Source organism: Eubacterium sp. F2, from assembly GCF_046244355.1.
Taxonomy (GTDB): domain Bacteria; phylum Bacillota; class Clostridia; order Peptostreptococcales; family Anaerovoracaceae; genus Aminicella.
This window is the reverse complement of record NZ_CP176393.1, coordinates 2,040,513-2,065,405: the sequence shown is the minus strand read 5'-3', so window position 1 is coordinate 2,065,405 and position 24,893 is coordinate 2,040,513. Positions and strand designations below refer to the sequence as shown.

Sequence of the window (24,893 nt, the reverse complement as noted above, 5' to 3'; positions counted from 1 at the left end):
CCACCGAAGCATGATCCGCGGAATTTACGATCTTTTTGCTGCGTCATTCTGCGCCTTATTCATCTTACAGCAGTCCGGAACACCGTGCTCGCCGTACTCTTTTTTGTTCTTTTCTCCCAGGCGCTTGATATAGGCGTCCCAGGAGGCTTTGATTTTCTTTCCGATTGACATTTGTTATTCCCCCTTGCTCATTCAGCTTTTGTCCTTTCACTATAGCATGATATACCCAGTATTGAAATAGGCATAACGCTGAAGCAGGGTGAAATCTGTGTGATGTTTTCTGTCATCCCGCAATGAGGGAATTAATGCTGCATCTTCGCGTACTGCTGCTGGATCTGCCGGTAGAAATCGCCGATATAGTAATGGCAGAGAATCATGGCCGTGTCCATGATCTTGTCGCCGCTGAACTCGAAGTCGTAGGACTGCTCACTGTTCTTAAACTGCCTGCCGATGCACTGGTAGACATGGTCGATCAGATCCGAGGAACGGTAAGTCTTCCACTCTTTTGATGTCAGATGACGCTTCCAGAGCTGTTCGGAAATCTTCACGGATACAACCAGGCAGTACATGGCGTACAGGTCCTGCTCCAGAAGCTCCGTAAAGCGTTCATCGCTGTGCAGCTGCTGCATGAGCTCGGTCAGTTCGGTCTCAATTCCGGCGTAGGTCTCCATGAGCGGCTGATACTGCTGCGGGCTTCTGCGCGCAGCCAGCGACCGGCTGTACCAGGACATTCCTTCCGACCCGTAATCCAGGGCAATCCAGCTGAGGTACTCGGCGCCAGTGAACAGGTACATCTCCAGACGTTCCTTATTCTTCTCTTCTATCTCCGGAAACCCCTCAGAATCGCGGAAACGTACCACGTCGTCCAGCGTATTCTGGAAGAATTCATTTAAATCGTAATTCATTCTGTGTTTTCTCCTTGCGTCACTTTTAGAAATCTGTTTATCTATTCTATCATAGATACGTGTCCAGCGGACAAAAGTTTTACACGCAAGATAGTGTTAAGAGTTGCGGGAGTGTTTGTTAATAGATCTTCAGGCATTTTCTGTGAGCTGTACGCAGCCTGTGCCTGGAACGTCTCTCGGCTCCCTTCGCGCATGCTCACGCTTCCGACTCCGCCGGCCCTCCGGAGTCAGGCCGTCGATCGTCTGGCAGCGAGGCGCTCAGAAGTCCAGGCATCCGGCTGCGTTACAGACTCACCTTCAATTAGAGAATGTCAATGTATTCTCCGGCCAGCGCCTTGTTCATGCTGCGGACAGCGCAGAACTTTCCGCACATGCTGCAGGTATCGCTGTGATCATCTTCCGGAGCGCGGCTGTCACGAATCGCTTTCGCAGTTTCCGGATCCATGGCCTCCTTAAACTGAGTCTCCCAGTCCAGTTTCCGGCGGGCCTCTGCCATCCGGTCATCCTGATCCCGGGCTCCCGGAACACCTTTTGCGATATCTGCCGCGTGAGCCGCAATCTTGCTGGCGATGATGCCGGTTTTTACGTCCTCGACATTCGGAAGTGCCAGATGCTCTGCCGGTGTGACATAACAGAGGAAGGCCGCGCCGTTCATGGCGGCAATGGCGCCTCCGATTGCTGCTGTGATATGATCGTAACCCGGAGCAATATCTGTAACCAGAGGTCCTAATACATAAAACGGTGCTCCCTTGCAGATGGACTGCTGCAGTTTCATATTTGCCGCAATCTGATCCATCTGCAGATGACCCGGACCTTCCACCATGACCTGAACATCCTTATCCCATGCGCGCTGCGTCAGTTCGCCGAGACGGAGAAGCTCTTCTAACTGACATCCGTCTGTTCCATCGGCCAGGCAGCCGGAACGGCAGGCGTCGCCGAGACTGATGGTGACATCGTATTCCCTGCAGATGTCCAGAATTTCATTGAAATATTCATAGAACGGATTCTCCTGCCCGGTCATGCTCATCCAGGCAAAAATCAGACTTCCACCGCGGCTGACCAGATTCATTTTCCGGCCGTATTTCTTCAGCTGCTCGATGGTTTTCCGTGTAATTCCGCAGTGAAGCGTGACAAAATCCACGCCGTCCTGGGCATGAAGGCGGACAACATCGATGAAATCATGTGCGGAGATTTCTGCAAGATCCTTCTGATAATGAATAACTGCATCGTAAACCGGAACAGTGCCGATCATTGCCGGGCATTCCCTGCAGAGCTTCTGGCGGAATGGCTGGGTGTTTCCGTGGCTGGAAAGGTCCATGATCGCCTCTCCACCCATGTTAACCGCACTCATGACCTTCTGCATTTCAATATCGTAATCCTTACAGTCCCTGCTGACACCGAGATTGACATTGATTTTGGTTCTCAACATGCTTCCTACTCCGTTCGGGTCCAGGCAGGTATGCAGGCGGTTCGCCGGAATGACGACCTTTCCGCTTGAAACGAGCTGAAGCATTTCTTCCACAGAGCGTTGCTCCTTCTCTGCAACGGTTTTCAGCTCCGGTGTCACGATTCCCCTGCGCGCAGCGTCCATCTGCGTAGCATAGTTTCTCTGACATCCGGCGCCTGCTTTCATTTCTGAAGCTGTTAATGTGTTCTGGTTTTCCATGATAAACTTTCCTTTCTTGTCTTGCGCGTGTGCGCTTTGTTACAGAACAATAACCATTAATTTTCTTCCGCGACAGAAAGTGGTGCCCCCCGGTCTGCCGCGACGCACAGCAGGACAAAGGAAAAAACGGCAAGGAGTTTACCCTGCTTTTAAAAAAACAAACCGGAGTCCTCACGGACTCCGGTACACGCAACATATAACAGATTAAAGTCATTTCCTACGATGGCATTATCCATATCAGGTGTAAGGGTCGCACGCATCGGCGTGCCTCTCAGCTGTCCGCTCCCCTATGTCTTTCTATGCAATTGAGTTGACTATATCACGAAATGCGAAATTTGTAAATCAATCCTGAAAAATCCATAATCCGGACGGTAGACATAGATGAGTACGCGGTTTTTCTTAAACGACAATGGGATAACGCGTATGCCTTTTCCGGAAAGGTCATGATTTAAACGCTTCAGCTCTTTCAATACTTCGTTTCTGTCATCAAACCTGTAATTAAACAGGTTGGCTGTTTTCAGCCCGGTGATGACCGGAGAACAGTGCATCAGAATGGTTTCTTCAGACATGGATGATTCACTCCCTTCTCGGCAAAATATAATGGGCAGAGGGGACGGCGGATCGGTAATCCCCGCACATTCAGAGGAGGTCTGTGCAGGTGAGCCCTTGTTGACCTGGCTGCCCTCTGCCCTGCCCGGCAGTCTGGTTTTCAGAATTTCTGCTCCAGATCCTAAGCGACAGCAGCGCCCAGCTTCTCGCAGGAATCAAGAGCGTCAGAATCAGGCGCTTCATTGCAGATGACACTGTTCGCTGCAAGAGAAATCCCATCTCCTTCGCATCTCTCTTCCCAGGAGGTCATCCAGGCGCCGCCGCCCCATCCGTAAGAACCGAACAGAGCAACCTTCTTTCCGCCCAAGCTTCCCTCGACTGAAGTGAACATAGGGTCGAATTCGGATTCTTCTAAAACTTCTGCACCCATTGCCGGGCAGCCAAAAACGATGCCGTCATAGTCCTTTACCTTATCTGCATTGAAGTCTGCAGCCTGAATGACATCGACCTCTGCACCAGCCTTCCTGGCACCGTCAGCGACTGCATCTGCCATCTGTTCAGTATTTCCTGTTCCACTCCAGAATACAACTGCTACCTTGCTCATAATATGTACCTCCCTGTCGATATTGAATAAGCTCAATGATGAAAAAATCACATCATAAATTAGTTAGATATATCTAACTAATATGTACACATCAGCATTTAATTTCCCTGCTGACACTATGTAGTTTAATGCATCTAACCCATGGAGTCAAGGGAAATATGTGTATTTATATTGGCACACATATAGGCTGCGATTGTATAAGGCGCCTGGAGCACAGAACTGCTGCAACAGGCTCGGCTGAACATAGGGTAACGAGCTTCTCCTCTGCTGATATTTATTGGAGATTCTTGCGCTCATCAGCTGGAGTTTCCATATATCAGCCTGTAGGTAGTATTTCACTGTGGAAAAGAGGCCATTGCCCAAGTTAATGTTATACCTCATGGCAATGGCCCGCTGCTTTCCTATTCAGTTCCCGTTCTGGCTCTTGATCTTCTTTATGAACCAGAACTTTTCCGCCTGCCTGGCAGGCATCGCAGATGCAGAATTTTCCTCCATGGGCTTTCGCTTCCTTTGCAGCTTTCAGGAGGCCTGCAGCTTTTTCTTTTCCAAATATTTTTTCACCTGCCGCGGATCCCGCAAGAGCGATCAGATCATCAATGGATGTCACATCATCTTCCAGCTCCGCGATCAGTTTCTTCGCAGCCGCTTCTTCTCCTGATGTTCCTACAGCATCCAGATATTCTTTTCCGACTTCTTTCAGTTCTTCACAGCAGGACGGCGCTTCAATTGCCTTTTTAACTTCTTCTTTGATTTCGTCTTTTGTCATCGTAACACACCTCCAATTATTCTCTTTTTCTCTCCTGATATTATACCGTTTTACCAAAATTGATTCAAGAATAATAAGAATATAATAGAACGGGTGAAATCAGAGACATTCACGAAAGATTTCCAGGATTTCCGCATGGGTCAGCGCCCGGTACCCGCCATGGTTAATTTCGCAGGAATAAGCGATTTTCTTAAGGTCACAGGATTCGTCGATTCCAATTTCATGAAGGGCTGTCGGCATGCCAATTTCTCTGATGAAAGCGGCCAGGGCATCGATTCCAGCCAGGGCAAGCTGCTCCTTCGTTTTCCCATCTGGAGAAATTTCCCATACATTGACTGCAAACTGACTGAATTTATTCAGCCCGTCTTTATAGATATGACGGTAGTAAACCGGATGGAGGACGGAAAGCCCTTCCCCATGGTTGCAATTGGTATAGGCGCCGAGCTGGTGCTCCATCATATGACATTCAAAATCTGTGCTCTTCCCCATTTTAATAATGCGGTTTTCTGCCATGGTGGATTCCCACATCAGGTTGCTTCTGGCGGTGTAGTCCTCTGGATCTTTTATGGATGCCCGCAGGTCGCGGATGACGCCTCGCATCAGGGCTTCGTTCAGATCATCGGATACATTCGGTTCATCCGGCGCGCCGAAATAAATTTCCATCATATGGGAAAGACTGTCAAAGCCTCCGGAGATCATCTGTTTTTTCGGAAGGCTGAAGGTGTAGACAGGATCCATCAGAGACAGTTTTGCATTGCAGGCATGGTAGTCCCTTCCCAGCTTTTCTTTTGTCTCTTCATTCGTGATCACGCCTTCCCCATTCACTTCACTGCCTGTTCCGCTCGCCGTCACAACGATGCAGACCGGAATCGGAGTAAAATCAACGGTTCCCTGATGTCTCCAGAAGTCATTCCATGCATCGCCGTCATATCTGGCCGCAAGAGAAACAGCCTTGCTGCAGTCCATGACACTTCCGCCGCCGACAGCCAGAATCAAATCAATATTATTATTATGCGCCAGCTCTGCACCTTCCATGACCTTGGCGTAGGTTGGATTCGGCATGATTCCGGAGAATTCTGTAATTTCTTTCCCTGCTGATTTTAAAATATCAAGGATCTCATCATATACACCATTTCTTTTAATAGATCCTCCTCCATAGGAGAACAGGATATGCTTTCCGTACTTCGCAAGAAAGCCCGGAAGATGCTTCCGGACGCAGCCTCTGCCAAAGATTACCTTAGTTGAATTGTCGAACTCAAAATCTCTCATTTTCTTTTCCTCATTGCTCTAGTTTGACTATGCCATCGGGATTTCCGATTCCGGATGATATGGGCAGCGTTTCCGCAGACATTCGTGGTTCTCCGCATAAAATGTGCAGGTGATGGTTTCTGGAAGTTCCATCCGGATTCCCGTTTTTCGTTCTGTAAATTCAACGGCTGTGCGGATGGCGGTAAAAGAATTGCGCTTGCAGCAGCGAGGACCGCCGTAAGACGCGATTTTCGCCAGTGCCTCGGATGTGGCTTCATTGCACCATTTCCAGGTCTCTGTAGATAGTGGTGTGGATTCTGTGATAATGCTGATGAACATGCCGACACTTACTGCCGCGCCGCAGCAGCCCCAGAATCCGCAGGATCCTCCCGGATACTGCTTTCCGCGCTGCACCATTTCTTTTATTGCGGACGGGAGATTGATGTCTGCTCCGGCGTTGTGATATGCGGTAAGCAGCGCAGCGCCGACCATGACATGATGCTCAGGACCATGCATGTAGATATATGGATCCTGCATGATCGTCTGGGCAATTTCAATGGGATTCCTGCTTGTTATGCTGAGACAGACTTTCTGAATCGCTTCAAGCCCCTTTTTCTCGTGGCATTCATCACAGACGAAGTGGCCGTCTTCGCAGCAGGCATAACTCATGAACTTCCGGTGGCAGAATGAACATTCCATCTCTTTCGGCTCCTTGAAATACACAAGGGGCTTTCCGCAGACCAGACAGGCGTTAACATCTCTTGACATCATTTTCCTCCTCTTTTTTTATTTTCTTTCTTTGTTCTGTGAAGATCTTCTTCCGCTTCGTTTTTCTCTTCCAGCCGGGCCAGGGCTTCTTCCAGTTCCTCGATTTCTCTTGCCTGATTCATGAAGTCTGTTTCCTTTGTCTTGCGGTGAATGATAAAACGCTCGTAAATCTCGGCTGAGGCCTTATCTCCTCGCAGGGTAAAGTAGCCGATGATGGAGAAGACGAGTGCTCCGATGAAGTTGACAAACAGATCTTTCATGGTGTCAATCAGGCCGAGATCCAGGTATCCGTCAACGCCCAGGTCCTTTCCGTTGACCGTGACATGGTGGATGTGCCGGATAATGACCGGTTTCTGCGCTGCATGATTCAGCTTGACGCTGGAAATCATGTGGACTACCGTATCCTTCTGCATATCCAGATCGAACAGATGATCGCATCCGAATTCGATAAACTCCCAGCAGACGCCGATCGTCATTGAAAAACAGAAGGCGACGATGGCCACGTAGGCCGGAGAAAGCGCGAAGATGATTTTCTCGTTTTTATTCAGAATCAGGACCAGTGAAAATCCGACTGCCGCCGCAAGGAATCCGTTTAATGTATGCAGAATCGTATCCCAGAACGGGATTTTCGTATAATAGGCATTAATTTCACCAAGTATCTCTGCTGAGAAAATAAACAGGAGTATAATAATCTCCAGCGTCTGCGGGATCTCTACCTTCAGTCTGATCTGCAGAAAAGTCGGAAGTGTAAGCAGAGCCAGTGTCAGAATAGCCATGTAAACCGACTCGTAGTTTCCCCGCAGAAACTCACGGATGATACAGAGGATGATCAGTGCGCGCAGCGCGGAATATACGATAAACGTTCTTTTATTCTGATGAATTTCCTCATGATATGCATGGGCAAATTCGCGGGCAGTTTTCTTCTGTTTACTCGCATGAAGAAAATGTTCTCTCCTGCGATTGCTGAATTTAGCCATTACGATACCCTCTATCTGTAAGAATTACCTTTACGTTCAAATCTTCTGTTTCGGTACAATCGGTACTTCCGGCACCAGATCAATGCAGCCGATCTCGCTGTCTGTACCGACACGGATGGGAATCTGAAAATATCCGCTCCCTGATGACACGATGCACTTCACGTGGCGGACCTGCGTATAGCCATGCCTGAGTGCGCCGTGATAGCGCAGACGGATCAGAAAATTACATGGAAAATACTGTCCGTTATGGGTGTGCCCGGCCAGAAGCAGGGAGAATCCCATCTGTTCTGCCTCGATGATGCTGTCCGGATAATGATCCAGAAGAATCACCGGTTTCCTGGCACCGTTATCGATTTTGGCATTTCCCGGAGTATGATACCATGAACGTATATCCGGGCGCTGTTTCAGCACATTCCCGGTTCGGCCCGCCAGAATGACCTGCCCCAGTTCCTCTGCCTGATTATCAAGCAAATGGATTCCTGCAGTTTTTAAAAATTCTTGAAATCCGGGATCATCCGGTGCAGGATCATGATTTCCCGCAACCGCATAGCTTCCGTATTTTGACTGGAGCCCTCTGAGAATTTCTGCCAGATCGGTAAGATGCGCACACTCTCTGACATCATTATGGTTGAAGAGGTCTCCGCTGATCAGCACTAGATCCGGATGCATGGCATTGGCCTGTTTTACAATTCTTCTGATCTGCGGCCGCCCGATGACCGAACCTATATGGAGGTCAGAAAGATGCGCAATCCGGAGCGGCCTGTCCAGCCCTGCGATCGACACCGAATACTTCACCGTTTTCAGCTCATTTGCGTGAATCATTCCAGAAACGATGATACAGGCTGAAGCAAGCGAAGCCAGCAGCACATCGTTGTAATAATCCAGTGGATGTATACGGATGGCCGGAATTTTCTCGAGCAGCACCAGCATGTCCAGCGGAAACAGGACGAGAAACAGGTAGACGATATAGGCACAGCAGAGTCCGGATATCCAGATCGTGATCCTGAAAAGCGAAGAGAAACTTCTGCTTTTCGGGATTTTCACCGCTCCCTGAAACAGAAGTAGAAATAAAGTTACAGCAAACACGGTAATCGCGCTTGCTGTAAGATTCAGGCCCAGATAATGCCAGATCACATATCCCAGCCGTTCGCTGACGTACCAGGATACCCCTGCCGTAAGCAGAATATAGAGCGTGATCTCCATTTTCGGTTTTACCCGGATAAAATTCTCCTCCATACGACTTCCTCCCCTTTCTATCTATGATATACCCTGTTCAGGATCTGACCAATGGTCAGAATCGTGAATATGTCAAAGGAAAGAGAAAGCAATGTGATCTCCGCTGTTTTTCTATGATCTGGAAATGGCAGAATCATGGGAATTCATGTTATTCCTTCTCCTCGTAAAAATAAGCTTCGTTAATTTGGTATTTTTCCAAGAACTCATCCAGGCTGTCGGCGATTTTTGTATTGCCGTCATATATTTTGCCCAGATTCCACGATGAAAATCCAATTGACAGAAAGTAGTTTTCACAGATCTCAAAAAAGATCAGTTTGTCACTTTCTGATTCACTGTAGAGGTCAAGTTCCGGATTGTCTGCAAACTGCCCGGTCCGGCTTCTGAATTCACAGATGCTGGAAGGATCCATCAGGCGATTGAAGTTTTCTCTATCAGAATGCAGGAATCCATAGCCGGCTTCCTTATAGAATTGGAGCAGATCGGCCGGAAATGTAATGCCCATTTTCTTTTGCGCAGCATCTATTACAGAATTTGAAATGTGATAGAAGGTATTACTATCACTGTGTACTGTTGCTTCAAACATTATTATCTCCTTGTTAGTAGTAAATCGTGTTAATTGGTGCATCTGCAGCATGAATCTTTCGGTGATCGTAGACCGGACATGGTGTAATGTTCCACGGTTCGTTCGGGCCGCCATGGCTTAATTCAATAATATGGTGAGCGTCGTGGCGGTCTCCTGCTTTGCGAATAATAATTCCATTTTCGTTAAAGACATCTTTCGTGTAATGTGGCCAGGGATGATTGTGCATTTCTTCCCATCCTTTGATGATTTGTCCTTGTGACGAGCGCTCCCGTGTAGTTGCCCTTCACTTCTGCGGAGTAGTCGGATTCATCGATCAGTTTTTCCAGTTCTTCTGACAGTGTTTTGAAGTCCGGGTATTCCTTCTCCTCTCCGACAAAGGTTGAAGAGCCAAGATCCCAGCCTGTTTTTTCATATGCCCGCAGAATGGCACCCTTAAAAAACGCAGGCATGGCATCATACATCGGCCAGCAGGCGCTGAATATTTCCACCAGCCCGTCCACATGCTCCAGCACATGAATGGAATCCGGAAACATAAAGGGATTCAGGTGAATGAGCGGCGCAATCCCAGGATTCGTGGAATAGACATTCACGTCTTTCCAGCTGCCGAATACATCCTTGTATTCTCCTTTTGCCGGCTCCACAACAAGAAACGGAATGTTATCCTGGTGGAATTCTGACAGCATCTGATAAACGGTATTGCTCTTTCCCGAGCCGGTAGAGCCGGTGATGAAGGTATGCATGTTCAGACTCCGGTTGTCCAGCTCCACTGGCTTATCGGTAATCTGGCCCAGGTCAAAAATACGCCCGAGTGTAATCCAGTCTTCCGGACGTCTGCTCTTGTTTTTCCGGATCAGCTGATAAGATACAACTTCTTTACCGAATTCCGCATGTTCGATCACCGGAAGTCCGGATACAGATGCTCTTGGAAGCTCCAGGTGAAGACCAAGCTCTTTTCCGCTCACTGCCTCTGCCGCACTGGTGTAAACCGCTCTGCCGTCTGCTGAACCGTAATAGAACTGCGGATGCTGAAATCTGGACAGATACAGGGTCAGGTCATGAAATTGGCCTTCCATTTCCGGATCGCTGCTTCTCCAGGAATTGATGGCTGATACCTCCCTGCCAGATCCTTCGCCGTTCATCAGAGAGCGGTAGTTGCTGGAGGCGATTTCTGCTGCAGACATGTCGTCCGAAATGAAATATCCGGCTGTATTCCACATTCCATAGCACTCAAATTCGTTTACCCGCTTCAGGCTCTCATTGATGAGCTGAAGAAGATCCGTGACCCTTTTATTTTCCACTGTACTCGATGATGCTCTTGAATCACTGCTGGTGATCTGTTCTGTCGGAGCCAGAGAATTTATGAATCCGCTCATCTGACCGCCAAGCTGTCCGCCGATCATGGCGGCGACTCCGCCAGTAGCTGATTTACCGCCCAGTGCCCCGCCGACAGCCATTCCGGCTATGGAGGTAATCGCTCCGCCGATCATGGCGGCCTTTTGTTTTCCGGTCAGCTCTGAAAACGATTTTCTTCTGGCTGTTGAAGAAGACTGTGTGCTGGAGTACTGCACCTTCTGATAAGGTGATAATTTTGTGTAAAGGTCCTGGTAATTGTTTCTGAGAATCTGGATATCCTTTGGATTCTGATTTTCAGCGATCAGAATTCCTGTAAATGGCCTTTCGGACATGGCCAGAACCAGTTTTTCCAGTCCCTGTACATATTCTTCGTTATGCTCTTTCTGGGATTTTCTGCTTCCCACGACACTGACGGATGCCACGCTGTGCTGCCTGGCAATTTTCTTTGACAGTTCTGCGATCTGGAACCTGTCTTTATCTATAATTTTTATTCCCGGGAAATGTCCGATCAGCGCGTTTTTCAGCGTGTCTCCAAGGGTTACCGATGACCGTTTCTGTGTTTCATCGATTTCCTCATTTCTGACACCCAGGTAGAAATCAGTCTTTTTCCCGTCAGAATCCATGATGATAAAAACGGAAGCACGATAGGTCGACAGGGTATTAAAAACCGTCGTAAATTTATCGATGACCGACTCTCCCTTCTTGTACACCATCTCTGTAATCTGATACAGACGAACATTATCAATCAGATCATCTTCCAGTGGCTGCAGATTTCCGGCGGGTGCAATTTCCATTTCACTCAGCCTCGTCAGATAGCTTTTCCGCAGCCCCTCTTCCATGATTGCAAGCCGGTCGTCCAGAGAAGGCTCCCGAAAAGCCGGATAAACTTCATCCTTGTTCTTCATTATTTCATCCATTTCTTTAATCCCTCTCTATTGCATCAAGCTGGTCCGATAATCTGCCCAGCCAGTCCAGGTCTTGCTGTAATTTCCTTTCTTCATCGGAAAGCTGGGAAGAAAGAAGATCATTTTTCTTCATGTTCCGCTCAATCTGCTTCTGAAGCTTCTCCATGTATGCCTGGGAAAGCCGGTCATAATACTCCTGGAGCCTGTCAAACTGTCTTTTCAGGATCCGGTCAATGACAGGACGGACGATGGAGCAGGCGGATTCTCTCCATTTCTGAATGTAATAGTTGACAACATGTTCCGGGTGCCCGGTTTTATCAAAAATCCCTTTTACCATGACATCTTTTTCTTCTTTCAGCAAAAGAAGCTGACTTTGAACTTCAGGAATTTTCTCTGGCTTCTCTTTTTCCAGAGGTATTTCTTCTGGATGAAATGCTGCAATTTCTGCCGCAGGAGCATACCATTTATTTAATTCTTTATCGATGTCAGTTTTTGATTTCCGTACTGCAGCTGCAAAGGCTTCCGTGAATTTCCGGTACTGATCATGCAGCAGTCTGTTCAGGTCATCGGCGTATCTGCGGGCATCTTCAGTTTTCGATATCTTGGTCCTCCGATGCTGCCATCCTTCGATGCGCGAAAGAAAAGTCTGCTCTGCTTCTGTCCAGGAATCATCCACAGCGATATTATCCCGGTTTTCAAATTTATCCAGGCAGCTTTTATAGACGGCAAGATTACGAGCATTCTCTTCCATTTCTTTATGGACAGCCTGATTGGATGCTTTGCTTTTTTTCACTTCCATCTCCAGATGCTGGTGAATATTCTCCTTAATCCCGGTGAAGGTGTGCAGAACATCAGAAATATAACTGGTGACTGGATACAGCATCATATATTTCTGAATTTTCTCATCCTTAATGCCAGCAATAACCGATGGATCGTGGACACCCAGATCCTCAATAATTCTGCGCACTTTCTTTTCGTCAGCATTATCCGGAAAAATGAAAAACAGCTGATGTCCAGAGATATCTTTTCGCTTGAGGATCTGAGACAGATTCCTCTGAAAGGCATCCGAGGCATCCGCATCCGCCCAGAAGGCGATCGGTGTGTCAGCAAGCTCTGTTCCATTCAGCTCCCGGGTATCCTCAATATTATCGACAATGATTTTCATCTGGTGGATATCTTCATCGGGAAGAAAAGGTCCGTTAATCATCACCAGGTTAATGGTCTGTTCAAATAATTCCTGGTGGTCATCTCTGCATTCTTCAAAGTTAAAATTTCTGTTCCGGTTCTGATCGAGCCAGTCCAGAAGAGAATAGACCTCATCCAGCTTCTTTTCTCTTCCCTCAAGTTCGTTTTTGAAAAACAGCATTACTTCGGTATCACTGATACCGGTCTGCTGAAATGCCCTTTTTGTCTCTTGAAAGTCAAGTTTTGTCCCGGAAAAATCAAGCCCGAATCCATAACCATTCATTTCCGCGCAGAAGATTTCAGGAATCTGGCTGACCCAGTCCTCCAGCCTTCCCGCCGTATATTTTTCGACAAGGCTGTTCATTCTCGGGCTTCTGCCATTGAAACGTATTTCTGTGTGCAGAGAATACGGATTATAGAGTAGTTCTGCCTTAACCATATCGTCTCCTTTTATTCACATCGCTTCGTCTGTTTTCCCTGATACATCTTAATCAGCGCTTCAACAGGCAGCGGCCTGCTGTACAGGAATCCCTGCAGCCAGCCGGTATACAGCCAGCGGAATCGGAGATTTCCTCAATGTTTTTTAACTGTCTCTGGGAATTTATAGATTTCCATCGTTCCTTTTCCTCGCTTTATTCATTCCGATTCATCTTATGCTGTTTCTTAAACTCGTACATCTTCCGGTCTGCCTCAGCCGCGGCATAGCGGAATGTTTTCCCGCTGTTTTTCCCGACATAGCTGATTCCATAACTGAAGCTGCCGGCATATCCCTGGGAAATGTCACCGGTGAGGAGATTTCTTGCGCGTTCGATTTGTCGTCTGGCGATCTCCTCCGTACATCCCTTTATGTAGAGGACAAATTCATCCCCGCCAAGGCGGAACATGACATCTGTAGACCGGAACTGTGACCGGATCACGGCCGCCGTTTCCCGGATATACTGGTCTCCGGCGTCATGTCCTAAATTGTCATTGACGTACTTCAGATTATCGATATCGATGAAGATAATACAGTAACTCTCATGATCGCTGAGATCCTTGATGAAATGGTCATAAAACTGCCTGCTCCCTGCACCGGTCAGCGGGTCTGCGTAGGCTTCCTGCTCGACCAGAGAAATCCGCCGGAGCTCCCTGGCCGCCGCGTACGACCGCTGCGCCGTGACCGCAGCCAGCGCTGCCAGTACAATCACAATCGATATTTCCAGTCTGCGCATCGTATCAAGCATGTTCTCAGAATAATCCTGCACGATGGCGACCGTCTTGCTGCACAGCTTATAGTATTCCTCGTTCGCATCGAGAAGTTCGTTTACATTATCCCGGGTATGTTTATTACGCAGCCTTCTGATCTCGAATTTCACTTCATCCCAGGATTCCCGCTGCTTATATAAATTACTGCGGTAAGACGGATTCGAGAGGGCCATGGAAGTCTGATTGCCCTGAAGCGAAGTATAGAGCCGGTCGACATAGCGAATGGATTCTTCCGAAGAGCGCCTTGCAAGCTCCAGACTGACCGATCTCTGACTGCTTCCCCGGATAATCCCTGTATAGTTTACTATCTGCGATGATATTCTGATTTGATAGAAAATGCCGACAGAAAAGATAAGCAGGCTGATGAGGGTCAGCAGCAGAATTCCCTGCAGAATCTGTTCGATATATGGGATCTTTCTCATTTGTTCTTCCTTTTTTCATGCTGCTGCGGTATTTTTTATCAGCAGCTTTCTATCAGAACGACCGCCCTGAACAGGCGGAAGTTCTGACGTATCAATATGCATAACATTGATTATAAATCAATATCGCAGAGAAAGAAATGATTTCAATCAAAAAATCGTGCTGTGCAGACGTAAATTCCTTCTTACATCGCAATCGTCTTATTCGCGTCCGGCAGCAGGTCTGCAGGGATCGGGCTGTGCAGGCGCCAGTTGAAGCTGACCGGCATTTCGCCGCTGTGGCTGACATAATTAGCGTTTCCAAGGAATACGTAGGGCATCGTGTAGCCATTTTCCGTCTTAAATTCACGAACGAACAAGGAAATGTTTCCGCCGTTCTCCCGGTGATGGATATAGCGTTGAATCTTGGCGCTTTTCTCCTTGTCCCTGCTCTGGCTCTGCCAGTGGAAAAGGTCCGCGCTGATGGCATAGTCCTCATACATGGTCGATGGTGAGAATTCCTTCTCTGATTTATTCAGGTTGATTAGGAAAATATCGGTCTTCAGATCCGCGAAATACTTGACGCCTTCCCGGAATCCCGGCGCCGACTCTTCGTTGTAATAACCGAAAGCCGCAAGAATCTGGTTTTTATTATAGCGGCAGTGTACGTCCAGAGGGCACACGAATGCATATTCATTTTCCTCTGCGACAAAGTTTATATGTGCAAGCTTGTAACGCAGAACTTCCAGTACCTCATCCCGGATAAAATTTTCTTTCAGTAGGGTCTCAATTCCTTCATCGCAGGAAGGAAATCCCTCTTTCTCCGGATCCTTTTGATAAAATGTGTAGTACAGCATATTCCGCATCTTCTGCTCACATTCATTTTCAGGACGTTTTCCTTCCTCCAGATAGGCAAGCCAGAACTCAAGAAGACGTTTGGAATTCACATGCAGAAGTCCTCTGAACTGCCGGTATACGCTGTCCTTAACGTCCCGCCTATCCTCGGTTAGCCCGGCAGCCATTTTCAGGCGGTGCATGGAAATGCTGCCATTACTTTTATAGAACTCCTTCAGGGACAAATCATACGCGGCAAGGAAATTCTCCAGATTCAGCGGCATGCCGAAATCTTCCTCAAATGTGCGGACATGCTCGATCAGCCGTGCTTTTCCCGTTCCCTGCTGCTTGATATTTTCAAGGATATAATCCCTGGCCTTCTTTTCCAGCTGAATGCAGCATCCTCTCGGTAGATCCGCAAAGCCGTCTTCCACCTGTTTCTGTACAGATTTTCTGCGCCTTCCGGTCATGGCACGCAATTTTATCGAGTAGTTATAGTGGCGGTCTGCCTGCCCGACAAAATCAAGGACGGTTAGACAATCCTTTCCTTTTGAAAGTCGGAGTCCTCTTCCCAGCTGCTGGATAAATACGGTTGCACTTTCTGTCGGACGGAGAAACAGCACCGTATTTACCTCCGGAATATCTACACCTTCGTTATATAAATCGACGACGAAGATAAAGCGGATTTTCCCGCTTGCCAGGTCGTTTTTTGCCCTGTCTCTTTCATCGTCCGGGCTTTCCGCGGATAAAGCCATTGACGGAATCCCCTGACGAGTAAAATATTCCGCCATATATTCTGCGTGACGGACGCTGACACAGAAACCCAGACCTTTTATCATTGAAATATCTGTGCAGTAGCGCTGGACACTCTTCAGAATCAGGCTGGCACGTCTCTGATCGGCAGTGTAGACATACAGGTTTTCCAGTTCATGCACGTCATAGCGCCCGTTCGTCCATTTAACGTTTCGATAATCAACGTTATCTGCAATTCCAAAATACTGGAAGCTGCTGAGCAGGCCGCGGTCGATGGCTTCTCCTAAGGAAATTTCTGCAGCGATCCGGCCTCCGAAATACTGGAGAATATCTTTTCCGTCCATGCGCTGAGGGGTTGCCGTCAGGCCCAGAAGAATCTCAGGGTTATAGTGGCCGAGCAGCGTCTGATAGGAGTTCGCTGCAGCGTGGTGAAACTCATCGACAATGATGAAGTCGTAAAAATCGGAAGTCGTCTTCTCGGCAAGGTGCGATGAATTAAAGGACTGGATGCTGATGAAGAGGTGATCGATTCCATCATCCGGAGTATGCCCTCCCACAAGCAGCCCGCCGAAATTAAAGTCATTCAACACTTCTCTGAATTTTTCCAGACTCTGTTCCAGTATTTCTTTTCGATGTGCGACGAATAATAAACGCGCCGGCTTCCCCTCTTTTCTGCGTTCCTCTGCAAAGCGCTTGTAGTCAAAGGCCGCAATAATGGTTTTCCCTGTGCCTGTTGCCGCGGCAACTAGATTTCTGTTTCTTCCATACACTCTGCGCTCCGCATCCAGACGATCCAGAATCTCCTGCTGATAGGCATATGGGCGGAAAGTCAGCTGCAAATGGTGCTGCATTCCACTCTTTTCCGGCGGCATAAGCTCTCTCTGCAGTTTCTTACAGCAGTCAGGAGAATTTGGATCAAATGTTTCAAACGATGGATCATTCCAGTAACTTTCAAAGGATGCGCTGAACTTCTGCAGGATATCAAAGGATTCTTTTTCTGTAACTTTGACGTTCCACTCTAATCCTCCCGTCAGTGCAGGGCTGGAAAGGTTGGAAGATCCAATGTAGGCCGTAGAAAACCCAGTCTTTCTGTAGAAGAAATAGGATTTTGCGTGCAGACGGGCATGGCTTGTATCATAATTGATTTTTACTTCTGTATGGGGAAGTTTGGCAAGTTCTTCAATCGCCTTATAGTCCGTAGCCCGAACGTAAGTCGTTGCAATGATGCGGAGCTGCACGTCATCGCGGTCGGTAAACTGTTTAAGTTCCGGAAGCAGAACACGAATTGCACTCCACTTAATAAAGGAAACCAGAAGATCCACCCGGTCTGAAGTCACCAGTTCTTTTTTCAGTTCGTGCAGCATGCTCGGTTCATTCCTGGAGCCAGTGAACAGGGAGTTTTCAAGAATCGATGTTTCCGGACGCGGCGCTTTAACAGCAGACAGCGCCCGCAGACTATTCATTTTCTTATACAGCGCAGTCAGGATTTCCCCTTTTTCCGTGATCTTACTGTCCAGAACAGTATCTTCATCCGCATAGGAAGCGATCTCATCGATAATGTTATTACAAAGGGTTATCTGGTCAAGAAGTGCATCTGCATCTTCTCCTGACCCGTGCCCTTCCCGCACAATCCGAAGTCCCTGTTCAATCACTCCAGACATGTAAATCGTGAGAATTTTTCTGGCATCATCTGCATCCAGATGATCGATGTCAACGTCGTACTGCTCGGGGTTCAGCTTCTCCAGATACCCCTTCAGCCTTGTGTTTACTATTTGTTCGTAAATTCCTTCAGGAAGTGTCTTTTCCATTGTCTTCACCGTTATTTCAAATAAATTACGATCTTGCTGCTGTGTTAACAACTCCCATCTATTTTACCAGCTTACCCCTGCCTGGGTAAACTGCCATGTGGAAATTTACTGAACATTTTTCTTTTAATTTATCTGCGGGTATAATAGTGAGTAAGAGAGATGACAGAAAGGGGCAGAATTGGCATGGTGGGCAGAAACTTAAAGGATCATCAAACAGAGAAGCACAGCAGCCGCCGGGTGAATATGGATTTTCGGAGTTACCCGAAGGTGAAGGCCCGCCGTCATGGAAAGGCTGAAATCGGCGCAGATCCTGCGCATAAGAAAAAGCATGTCTCTTTCCATCTGCAGGCACCGAAACTTCCGAAAATGCCGACCCTCCCGAAACTTCACCCCCTGACCAGAGAGCAGCTCCGCAGAAAAGCGGAGGACTTTGTGAAGCCATATAAACAGGAGGCGGAGGACATCGTCAACCATAAAGAATCGATGGAAGACCTGCTCATCAAGGCGGATAAGAAACTGAAGGAAATCCCGAAATACGGTCGCAAGATCGCCTACATTCCGGAAATGACGCTGCTTCTGAAAAGCTGGATCACGCGGGAATACACGGACATCGGTCTGCCCCAGCTGATCCTGATCATCGCCGCCCTGCTCTACTTTGTCTCGCCCCTGAACATTATCCCGGACAGCATCCCGGGCCTGGGCATCCTGGACGACGCCCTCGTTGCCGGCTTCATCATGAAATGGTGCCAGAATGACATCGATAAGTACATGAAATGGCTGAAAAAACAGCGTATGGACGGAAACTCAGATGGACAAAATAAAACCGGCAGGGAGTCAGACGCGGAAGCCTCCGACCATGAGAAAATTCTGCCGGGCAGTGAACCATCCCCTTTCTTTCAGAAAAGCGGCTCGGAAATAACGGATGAAGCCAGTTAAATGAAAAGAAGGCAGCTGCACCGCGCTCTTCAGCAGAGCCGGGTGCGGCTGCCTTTGTATCTCTGTAAACTCAGCCTGGAAGAATCTGCATCAGATGTATTTCGACCCCTCCCGGATGCTGAGCGGCGCCATTTCACTGCGGTATTCTCTGATGAATTCTCTCACCCAGTCCGGGCTCGTCTTGGAATAGTCACGGAGGGCCCAGCCTATGGCCTTGTTGATAAAGAATTCTTTACTCCCGAAATTGTTTACAAGAATCGATTTAAGTAAATCTGTATTTGTATTTTCTTTTCTTCCTCTCTGATGGTCGATGGCGGCCCGGCGGACCCAGAAATCGGGATCTTTCGACCATCTCAGCATCAGCTGGTCCACTTCCAGATTTGGAAATTCAATGTTTCCGATGATTTCATCCAGAGAATCCACGCTGTCCCACCACTGTTTTGATCGGAGGTATTTCTCCAGATGCGGAATGTCGGATACCGTCAGGTATTTATGGAGCCTGAAAAGGTAATCTGCCACAAAATACTGCATTTCCCGGTGTTCATCCTCCCAGCAGAGGTCCAGAAGTTCCCAGTTTATTTCTTTTTTCTTCTTTTCTTCCTTTAAGATTCTTTTATAGCAGGCTCTTCTGGCTGCGGCCTTGATGCCGTAGAAAACGAACTGATTCCGCATATAGGCAGCCATATGAACAGCGTCATCAGGATTCGCGGCCGCGCGGAAGTTCTCGTCGAGCTCTTGGAAGATTTGTTTTGTCCCGGTCATGGTGGTTCCCTTTCTATATGGTAAAGTTCTGGCTATTTCCTGCTGCTGACCAGCACGACGATGACCAGAGCGGCCATGCTGACGGCTTCAGTGATCAGCGGAATCATGGCGGCGTAAAAGGCCCGGTCCGCCTGCATCCGGTAGTAGGCGACATACAGGACCATGCTGATGACGTATGCGGCGGCAATGACGATGGTCATGAACATGGTCTGCGGCATGCGGAAGACGGATGCACCTGCCAGTGCGCTGACGGCGTTGATTTCCAGCGCGGCCCAGCCGGTGATCAGAACCAGCTCCGTGGTCACGATCCGGTGGAAGACTCTGGTCGTCAAAAGCAGCATGACAAGGTAGAGTGCGGCTGCTGCAATAAGAATCAGAGTTCCGCTGAATTTTCTGCTCCCCTCTCCCGGTAGATGATTGGATCCGCTGAGGGACAGAATCATGCCGGTGACGCCGCAGACTGCAGTGATCAGAAGCAGCGCGCCGTTCAGGCCGGACGCGCGGTTTACGCTGACGCCCGGACGGTAGGAAATGCTCCACCAGATCAGGTAGAACACGCAGCAGATGACCAGCAGCATCTGGCCGGTTAAGAGTTTCTGCAGCGGGCTGTTCATTCTGCCTTCACCACCTCACTGGGGGTTTCTGCTTCTGCGGATTCGGCAGAATTGGACGCTTCAGCAGCTTTGGATGTTTCTTCAGGGCCAGCGGCTTCCGCACTTTCTGCCGGAACCCCTTCAAAGGAATAGTCGAAAATCGGATCGGCTCCGGTCTCCCCTGCCTTCCAGCTGAGGAAGTGATTGATAAAGTCAGCGGCGCGGCCGCAGCCGATCTGATAATGCTCTATCAGTTTTTCATTGCTCTTATCACAGGCCGGGTTTCCGTCTGGATTGATGATCATGCCGTGAAGCTGTGGGTAGACGCCGCCGATGTGCATGAGCAGGTAGAGGAATTTCCGTTTGGCCGGATTCTTGCAGAGCAGGATACGGTTTTCTTTTACCATATCGATCAGGGAACGGAGAATTTCTTCCTCTGAAACCCCCGGGTAAAACGGCGCGATCACTCTTGCATTGAAGGTAGAAGGATGAATGTGACGGGTCAGAGAATGGCTTATCGGGTTCAGGCCGTCCTTCAGCATCAGGTAACGGTCAAACTCCCCTTCGATTTCGGTATGCTGAAGATCCGTCGCAGCGGTCAGTTCATTCACATAGCCGTGGCAGCTGACGTCCAGGGCAAAATGCGCCAGCACGCCATAAATATAGGCAAGGGATGCATCTTTATGGGAGCTTTTATCCATTGTATTCGCGCAGCGGCTGAAAAATTTCCTTCCTGACTCCTGATGCAGGAGATTTCCGATTTTATTCACCCCGTTTGGATGAAGAGCGTCGTAATAGAATAAAATATCCGGGCCGTGAAGACCGGCCTGGTAAAGATGAAGATTTTCTTTAATGATTTCCCGCTCCTGCGGATTGAGCCGGCTTATGATTTCTTTTCCCAGCCGGCAGTGTGCATAGGTTGAAGGCATGGGCTTTACCTCTCTTTCTGTCTGGTTTGACCGTGTCTGCAGATGAAGCAGACGTTGTGGCGTGATCAATTGCGGGATGGACTCTGTGATGCCTTTCGGAATGCAGTACGGAATCCATTCCGGTCAGGCGCCCGTAAGTGCTTCTGTGGTCACACCCGGTTTACTTCTCTATTGTAATTCCCTGTAGAACAGAACGCAAATGTGATCGGGCCAGAGATGGTGTCAAGCGCTAGTGAGATGCTATGTTGACAGATCTCCAGCCTGTTTACTGTGAGCTGTACGCATCCTGATGCATGGACTTCTGAGCGTCCCGCTGCCAGACGATCGACGGCCTTACTCGGGAAGACCGGCGGAGTCGGAAGCGTGAGCATGCGCGAAGGGAGCCGGGAGGCGTTCCAGGCATCAGGCTGCGTCATCTTCTCACATTAGTGGCTGCCCTGATTTTGCTTACAGAATCTGCTGCGTTTCCAACTGCCGATGCATAGTCATATTACGGCCTAAAATAAAGCAGATCGCTTTTGTATACAGTATCCTGCTGCTCGTTTTTCCCTCCTCAAATGCAATGATTTCACTTCTTCAGCTGTTCAGCGCACAATTCTGTGGGCAGAAAAAAGAGCCACAATGATACGCTTTACGCTGTTTTATCATTCTGGCTCTCGATGATTGTGATGTAAATTCAGTGGATGAACGGTTATTACCGTTAAACTTAAGGAATATGCATTGGAGAATCTTCTGCCTGCAGCAGTCTCCCAGCCCTGTTATCTTCCCTGCAATCTCCTTATGCTTCCATCTCTGCGTTGATCAGATCTTCGCTTTCTTTCATGGCCTGAAGGGTTCTGTCCATGAGATCGTTCAGTTCCCAGCCGAGCATCTCTGCTCCCTGTTTAATCACATCTCTGGAACATCCTGCAGCGAAGTTCTTGCTTTTGAACTTCTTTTTCAGGGATTTCAGCTCCATGTCTTTGGTGCTCTTCGATGGGCGCATAAGAGCTGCAGCCCAGATGAGGCCGGTCAGTTCATCGACGGCGAAGAGAACTTTTTCCATCTCCCGCTCAGGCTTGGTGTCAACGGTCAGCCCGTATTCGTGGGAAACGATGGCGTGAATCATGTCCTCGGAAACTCCGGCTTCGCTAAGGATTTCCGGTGCCTTAATGCAGTGCTGCTCCGGATATTTTTCAAAGTCGATGTCGTGAAGCAGTCCGACGATTCCCCAGTATTCTTCTTCATCTTCATAACCAAGTTCTCTCGCGAACCAGCGCATGACGGCTTCTACCGTCAGCCCATGCTGGATGTGGAACGGATCCTGGTTGTATTCTTTCAGCAGTTCAAGTGCGTCGTCTCTTGATATCGCAGACGTCATTCCTGTACCCCTTTCCATGGCCCGGCCTGAGCCTGCCATGCATTAAACAATATGCAGGGATTCTTTCACCGCCGTGCCGGGCGGAAAAGAATCCCCTATCATGAAAAATTTGCATGCAAAGTTGATTTACATTGTAATGCCTGCCAGATAAAATTGCAAGCTCTGTGTCTGTTTTCAGAAGGCGTGCAGAAAGCTGCGGCCTTGCTGATTAAGCTTTGACGGCAAGCGTGCAGGATGGAATCCCGACTGCAGGAATCTGTGCTGCGACGGAATCTTCCTTCACCGTAATGGAATACTGCTTGTGAATCAGGCACTCGACCGGATCTTCTGTAGTCAGGACGACAGCCAGGCGGTGCCCGGCCGCAACGGTGTAGCGCTGGGCATTCAGGAAGATATGGTAGTCGTGGAATTCCCCTTCTTTCAGCTCGATGCTGCTCTGCGCGGTTCTCGGATCATAGCCGGAGTCCGGGTTGCAGAGGTCGATGTAGGAACGGGAAATCACCTTGTATTTTTTGTCCACTGTTCCGAACTTCACCTCGTCAAAATTATCCAGGCAGCCGCCATTTACCAGGGTACCACGGGATAGGGTGACCAGCGGAATTTCATTTCTTTCCGGATCGGTTGTCTGGATGCTGCTGAACGGCTCGTCGCTGATATCGCAGAGCAGAACGGTCATCTTTACATCATCCATGTGGCCGCAGTCTGTTCCGGTTTTCATGGTCAGCGTGTCCGCATCGTTGGCGTTTTCTCCGTGGAAGAAATGTTCTGCATCCCCACTGTGAAGGGCGGCACTGAACTGGACTTCCGTCGTTCCCTGAATGGTCAGATCGGATTTCAGCGGATCAGAAATCAGACGCTTGTTCATATTGGAATTATGGAGGCTCATTCTTTCATCGTAGTTTTCCGCGGTGATGCTGGCTTTCTTCCAGTCTGTGTCGATTACCGCGTTTTGGCCGCTGATGCTCTCCAGCGTCACACTGCTGCCTGCATTCCAGCTTTCCGCCGTATGCCAGATTTCCTGATTCCGGTTGTCCTGGACCAGAAGGTTCGGGAAGTTTTCCGCACCGTTTTCGATATCATAGAGATAATGAGAATACCACTCATTGCAGATGTCATCATAGGCCCTGCCCTTGATTCGGAATCCGTAACCCTTCAGCCCCATCGTCGGCGTCATGTGATAACCCTGATGAAGGACCAGTTTAGCAGTCTTCCCGGCTTTCTGGAAGGAACGCAGCATCATTTCAAACTGCTTGGTGGAGACGTTTTCATCGTTCAGACCGTGGATGATCAGTGCAGTGCAGCGGATTTTATCCGCGTCCGTTGTGTAATTCCCGCCGCCCCAGAACTCTGGATCATAGTCGAAGCCGCAGCGGATCTGGTCCAGGCTCATCTGATAGTGGTATGCGGCGATTTTCTCCAGCTCTTCCGGATTTTTCTCCGGGTCGTTGTAATTACTGGAGCAGTAATATGCTAGGAAGCTGTTCAGAACCTCTTTCGGCCAGTAGCGCTGCGCGCCCTGCTGATTCTGCTGACTGTACCAGTCTGCAATTCCCGCCACCGGAACGATGGTCTTCAGTCCCGGAACGCCGGTCACGGCAACGGCAAAAGGCATGGTTCCGCCGTAGGATCTTCCGGTCATGGCCACATTTCCATTGGACCAGTCGGCGAGGACCTCCACGTCCGAATGTCTGCTTAAGTATGCCTTCCGGTCACCATGGAGCCATTCCACAATCGCTTTAAACGCTTGCTGTTCATATTTTGTCCCTACACATTCCAGACCGTCTGATCCCAGGGTGCCAAGACCTGAGCTCTCCACAACGGCGAATCCCCGGATCAGGTAATAGTCATACAGATCAATATTATCATAACAGTACTTTACGCCGCTGACGCTGCCCTTATCCTCGTAATACCAGTCGGAAGGGTCGGCCTGAAGAGAGGCTTCCAGGGTCGTGACCGCTGAAGATGCCTTACGCGGCGCAGGAGACTCAGAAAGCCGGCTCGTATCAAACGGCGGCCAGACCTTATCCTGCACTTCTTTCATATGGTCGTAGGCATCTTCCTGAATGCCGGTCGTGTACGGCCGCGCCTCAAAGATCGTCCCCGCCTTATATTTCCCTTCCGCAGCGCTCCTCGGGATCTGCACAAAAGCCTTGACCAGGTCCCGCTTTCCGTCCCCGTCCAGGTCATAATCTGTCTCCACATAAACACAGCAGCGGACGATACTGCTGGTCTTCGGATCATAATCTTTTCCCGTCTTTCCATCCGTAAACGGAAATAGCGGCTGTGTCATACCGTCCTTGAAAACAGGGACGCCAGTAAATTCTTCTTTCATCTGTTTCACCTCTTCTTATCGGATCTCCGCCGGCCCGAGTTCGTTCACCCGCCAGCTCACTTCTTCATATGGTTTCATCTTAGCAGAATATGTATGTTATTTCAAACCATCAGAATAAAAAATAACTTTAACGGTTTAACGTACTGCATGGGAGAAGTGCGGGGGTAAAGACGCTAAAACAGACCCGGAAAAGCTCCG

Annotated in this window: 21 protein-coding genes and 1 riboswitch; of the genes, 1 reads left to right on the top strand and 20 read right to left on the bottom strand. The window is 48.8% G+C overall.

Annotation, left to right across the window (positions count from 1 at the left end):
* Positions 1–24 precede the first annotated feature (24 nt).
* From ACI77B_RS08975 to ACI77B_RS08905, 15 genes are all read right to left on the bottom strand, one after another.
* Positions 25–171 (bottom strand): LDCC motif putative metal-binding protein, encoded by a 147-nt coding sequence (locus ACI77B_RS08975; RefSeq protein WP_178262756.1) that lies wholly within the window; start codon positions 169–171, stop codon positions 25–27.
* A gap of 131 nt (positions 172–302) precedes the next feature.
* On the bottom strand, positions 303–905 hold the full coding sequence (locus tag ACI77B_RS08970) for a hypothetical protein (RefSeq protein WP_409336498.1): 603 nt from the start codon (positions 903–905) through the stop codon (positions 303–305).
* Positions 906–1,206: 301 nt separating this feature from the next.
* The gene (gene thiC, locus ACI77B_RS08965; protein ID WP_409337722.1) at positions 1,207–2,538 is read right to left on the bottom strand and encodes a phosphomethylpyrimidine synthase ThiC; all 1,332 of its coding nucleotides are present in this window, start codon (positions 2,536–2,538) and stop codon (positions 1,207–1,209) included.
* A gap of 230 nt (positions 2,539–2,768) precedes the next feature.
* A riboswitch (TPP riboswitch) is annotated at positions 2,769–2,870 on the bottom strand.
* 15 nt (positions 2,871–2,885) lie between these two features.
* Entirely contained in the window at positions 2,886–3,140 is a 255-nt protein-coding gene (locus tag ACI77B_RS08960) for a DUF3793 family protein (protein ID WP_409336497.1), read from the bottom strand.
* Between the two features lie 161 nt (positions 3,141–3,301).
* The gene (locus tag ACI77B_RS08955) at positions 3,302–3,724 is read right to left on the bottom strand and encodes a flavodoxin (protein ID WP_178262753.1); all 423 of its coding nucleotides are present in this window, start codon (positions 3,722–3,724) and stop codon (positions 3,302–3,304) included.
* Positions 3,725–4,094: 370 nt separating this feature from the next.
* Entirely contained in the window at positions 4,095–4,490 is a 396-nt protein-coding gene (locus ACI77B_RS08950) for a molecular chaperone Hsp90 (protein ID WP_409336496.1), read from the bottom strand.
* Positions 4,491–4,589: 99 nt separating this feature from the next.
* Positions 4,590–5,759 carry an iron-containing alcohol dehydrogenase gene (locus ACI77B_RS08945; protein WP_409336495.1) on the bottom strand — a complete coding sequence of 390 codons (1,170 nt, stop codon included), beginning with the start codon at positions 5,757–5,759 and terminating at the stop codon, positions 4,590–4,592.
* Positions 5,760–5,786: 27 nt separating this feature from the next.
* Positions 5,787–6,509, bottom strand: a complete 723-nt coding sequence (locus tag ACI77B_RS08940; RefSeq protein WP_409336494.1) for a DUF5714 domain-containing protein — start codon at positions 6,507–6,509, stop codon at positions 5,787–5,789.
* A complete protein-coding gene (locus ACI77B_RS08935) occupies positions 6,506–7,483 on the bottom strand; it encodes a hypothetical protein (protein WP_409336493.1) in 978 nt (325 codons plus the stop codon). Before ACI77B_RS08935 ends, ACI77B_RS08940 begins: the two co-directional genes overlap by 4 nt.
* A 36-nt stretch (positions 7,484–7,519) precedes the next feature.
* Complete coding sequence (locus ACI77B_RS08930; RefSeq protein ID WP_409336492.1) at positions 7,520–8,719, bottom strand: metallophosphoesterase; 1,200 nt, start codon at positions 8,717–8,719, stop codon at positions 7,520–7,522.
* Positions 8,720–8,867: 148 nt separating this feature from the next.
* The gene (locus ACI77B_RS08925; protein ID WP_409336491.1) at positions 8,868–9,302 is read right to left on the bottom strand and encodes an SMI1/KNR4 family protein; all 435 of its coding nucleotides are present in this window, start codon (positions 9,300–9,302) and stop codon (positions 8,868–8,870) included.
* Between the two features lie 182 nt (positions 9,303–9,484).
* Positions 9,485–11,572 (bottom strand): helicase HerA domain-containing protein, encoded by a 2,088-nt coding sequence (locus tag ACI77B_RS08920; protein WP_409336490.1) that lies wholly within the window; start codon positions 11,570–11,572, stop codon positions 9,485–9,487.
* A 4-nt stretch (positions 11,573–11,576) separates the two neighbouring features.
* A complete protein-coding gene (locus tag ACI77B_RS08915; protein WP_409336489.1) occupies positions 11,577–13,184 on the bottom strand; it encodes a hypothetical protein in 1,608 nt (535 codons plus the stop codon).
* A 193-nt stretch (positions 13,185–13,377) separates the two neighbouring features.
* On the bottom strand, positions 13,378–14,412 hold the full coding sequence (locus ACI77B_RS08910; protein WP_409336488.1) for a GGDEF domain-containing protein: 1,035 nt from the start codon (positions 14,410–14,412) through the stop codon (positions 13,378–13,380).
* Between the two features lie 182 nt (positions 14,413–14,594).
* On the bottom strand, positions 14,595–17,783 hold the full coding sequence (locus ACI77B_RS08905; protein WP_409336487.1) for a DEAD/DEAH box helicase: 3,189 nt from the start codon (positions 17,781–17,783) through the stop codon (positions 14,595–14,597).
* A gap of 243 nt (positions 17,784–18,026) precedes the next feature.
* Between ACI77B_RS08905 and ACI77B_RS08900 the strand changes: the two genes are divergently transcribed.
* Positions 18,027–18,719: a YkvA family protein gene (locus ACI77B_RS08900; protein ID WP_409336486.1), complete on the top strand. Its 693-nt coding sequence runs from the start codon at positions 18,027–18,029 to the stop codon at positions 18,717–18,719.
* Positions 18,720–18,809: 90 nt separating this feature from the next.
* On the opposite strand, the gene ACI77B_RS08895 is transcribed toward ACI77B_RS08900, so the two are convergent.
* The 5 genes from ACI77B_RS08895 to ACI77B_RS08875 all read right to left on the bottom strand — a co-directional run bounded on the left by ACI77B_RS08895 (position 18,810) and on the right by ACI77B_RS08875 (position 24,695).
* Positions 18,810–19,481 (bottom strand): DNA alkylation repair protein, encoded by a 672-nt coding sequence (locus ACI77B_RS08895; RefSeq protein ID WP_409336485.1) that lies wholly within the window; start codon positions 19,479–19,481, stop codon positions 18,810–18,812.
* A gap of 32 nt (positions 19,482–19,513) precedes the next feature.
* Positions 19,514–20,095, bottom strand: coding sequence for a hypothetical protein (locus ACI77B_RS08890; RefSeq protein ID WP_409336484.1), 582 nt, complete (start codon positions 20,093–20,095; stop codon positions 19,514–19,516).
* Positions 20,092–21,003, bottom strand: coding sequence for a zinc dependent phospholipase C family protein (locus ACI77B_RS08885; RefSeq protein WP_409336483.1), 912 nt, complete (start codon positions 21,001–21,003; stop codon positions 20,092–20,094). Before ACI77B_RS08885 ends, ACI77B_RS08890 begins: the two co-directional genes overlap by 4 nt.
* Positions 21,004–21,781: 778 nt before the next feature.
* Complete coding sequence (locus tag ACI77B_RS08880) at positions 21,782–22,363, bottom strand: hydrolase (RefSeq protein WP_409336482.1); 582 nt, start codon at positions 22,361–22,363, stop codon at positions 21,782–21,784.
* A 208-nt stretch (positions 22,364–22,571) separates the two neighbouring features.
* Positions 22,572–24,695, bottom strand: a complete 2,124-nt coding sequence (locus tag ACI77B_RS08875) for a CocE/NonD family hydrolase (protein WP_409336481.1) — start codon at positions 24,693–24,695, stop codon at positions 22,572–22,574.
* Positions 24,696–24,893: the final 198 nt, after the last annotated feature.

Excerpts from the sequence above, each read along its gene's own strand:
- ACI77B_RS08920 (WP_409336490.1), bottom strand. The coding sequence starts at position 11,572 with ATGGATGAAATAATGAAGAACAAGGATGAAGTTTATCCGGCTTTTCGG.
- ACI77B_RS08945 (WP_409336495.1), bottom strand. The coding sequence starts at position 5,759 with ATGAGAGATTTTGAGTTCGACAATTCAACTAAGGTAATCTTTGGCAGA.
- ACI77B_RS08960 (WP_409336497.1), bottom strand. The coding sequence starts at position 3,140 with ATGTCTGAAGAAACCATTCTGATGCACTGTTCTCCGGTCATCACCGGG.
- ACI77B_RS08925 (WP_409336491.1), bottom strand. The coding sequence starts at position 9,302 with ATGTTTGAAGCAACAGTACACAGTGATAGTAATACCTTCTATCACATT.
- ACI77B_RS08895 (WP_409336485.1), bottom strand. The coding sequence starts at position 19,481 with ATGACCGGGACAAAACAAATCTTCCAAGAGCTCGACGAGAACTTCCGC.
- ACI77B_RS08885 (WP_409336483.1), bottom strand. The coding sequence starts at position 21,003 with ATGCCTTCAACCTATGCACACTGCCGGCTGGGAAAAGAAATCATAAGC.
- ACI77B_RS08900 (WP_409336486.1), top strand. The coding sequence starts at position 18,027 with ATGGATTTTCGGAGTTACCCGAAGGTGAAGGCCCGCCGTCATGGAAAG.
- thiC (WP_409337722.1), bottom strand. The coding sequence starts at position 2,538 with ATGAAAGCAGGCGCCGGATGTCAGAGAAACTATGCTACGCAGATGGAC.
- ACI77B_RS08940 (WP_409336494.1), bottom strand. The coding sequence starts at position 6,509 with ATGATGTCAAGAGATGTTAACGCCTGTCTGGTCTGCGGAAAGCCCCTT.
- ACI77B_RS08915 (WP_409336489.1), bottom strand. The coding sequence starts at position 13,184 with ATGGTTAAGGCAGAACTACTCTATAATCCGTATTCTCTGCACACAGAA.
- ACI77B_RS08930 (WP_409336492.1), bottom strand. The coding sequence starts at position 8,719 with ATGGAGGAGAATTTTATCCGGGTAAAACCGAAAATGGAGATCACGCTC.
- ACI77B_RS08875 (WP_409336481.1), bottom strand. The coding sequence starts at position 24,695 with ATGAAAGAAGAATTTACTGGCGTCCCTGTTTTCAAGGACGGTATGACA.
- ACI77B_RS08950 (WP_409336496.1), bottom strand. The coding sequence starts at position 4,490 with ATGACAAAAGACGAAATCAAAGAAGAAGTTAAAAAGGCAATTGAAGCG.
- ACI77B_RS08935 (WP_409336493.1), bottom strand. The coding sequence starts at position 7,483 with ATGGCTAAATTCAGCAATCGCAGGAGAGAACATTTTCTTCATGCGAGT.
- ACI77B_RS08970 (WP_409336498.1), bottom strand. The coding sequence starts at position 905 with ATGAATTACGATTTAAATGAATTCTTCCAGAATACGCTGGACGACGTG.
- ACI77B_RS08910 (WP_409336488.1), bottom strand. The coding sequence starts at position 14,412 with ATGAGAAAGATCCCATATATCGAACAGATTCTGCAGGGAATTCTGCTG.
- ACI77B_RS08975 (WP_178262756.1), bottom strand. The coding sequence starts at position 171 with ATGTCAATCGGAAAGAAAATCAAAGCCTCCTGGGACGCCTATATCAAG.
- ACI77B_RS08955 (WP_178262753.1), bottom strand. The coding sequence starts at position 3,724 with ATGAGCAAGGTAGCAGTTGTATTCTGGAGTGGAACAGGAAATACTGAA.
- ACI77B_RS08880 (WP_409336482.1), bottom strand. The coding sequence starts at position 22,363 with ATGACGTCTGCGATATCAAGAGACGACGCACTTGAACTGCTGAAAGAA.
- ACI77B_RS08905 (WP_409336487.1), bottom strand. The coding sequence starts at position 17,783 with ATGGAAAAGACACTTCCTGAAGGAATTTACGAACAAATAGTAAACACA.
- ACI77B_RS08890 (WP_409336484.1), bottom strand. The coding sequence starts at position 20,095 with ATGAACAGCCCGCTGCAGAAACTCTTAACCGGCCAGATGCTGCTGGTC.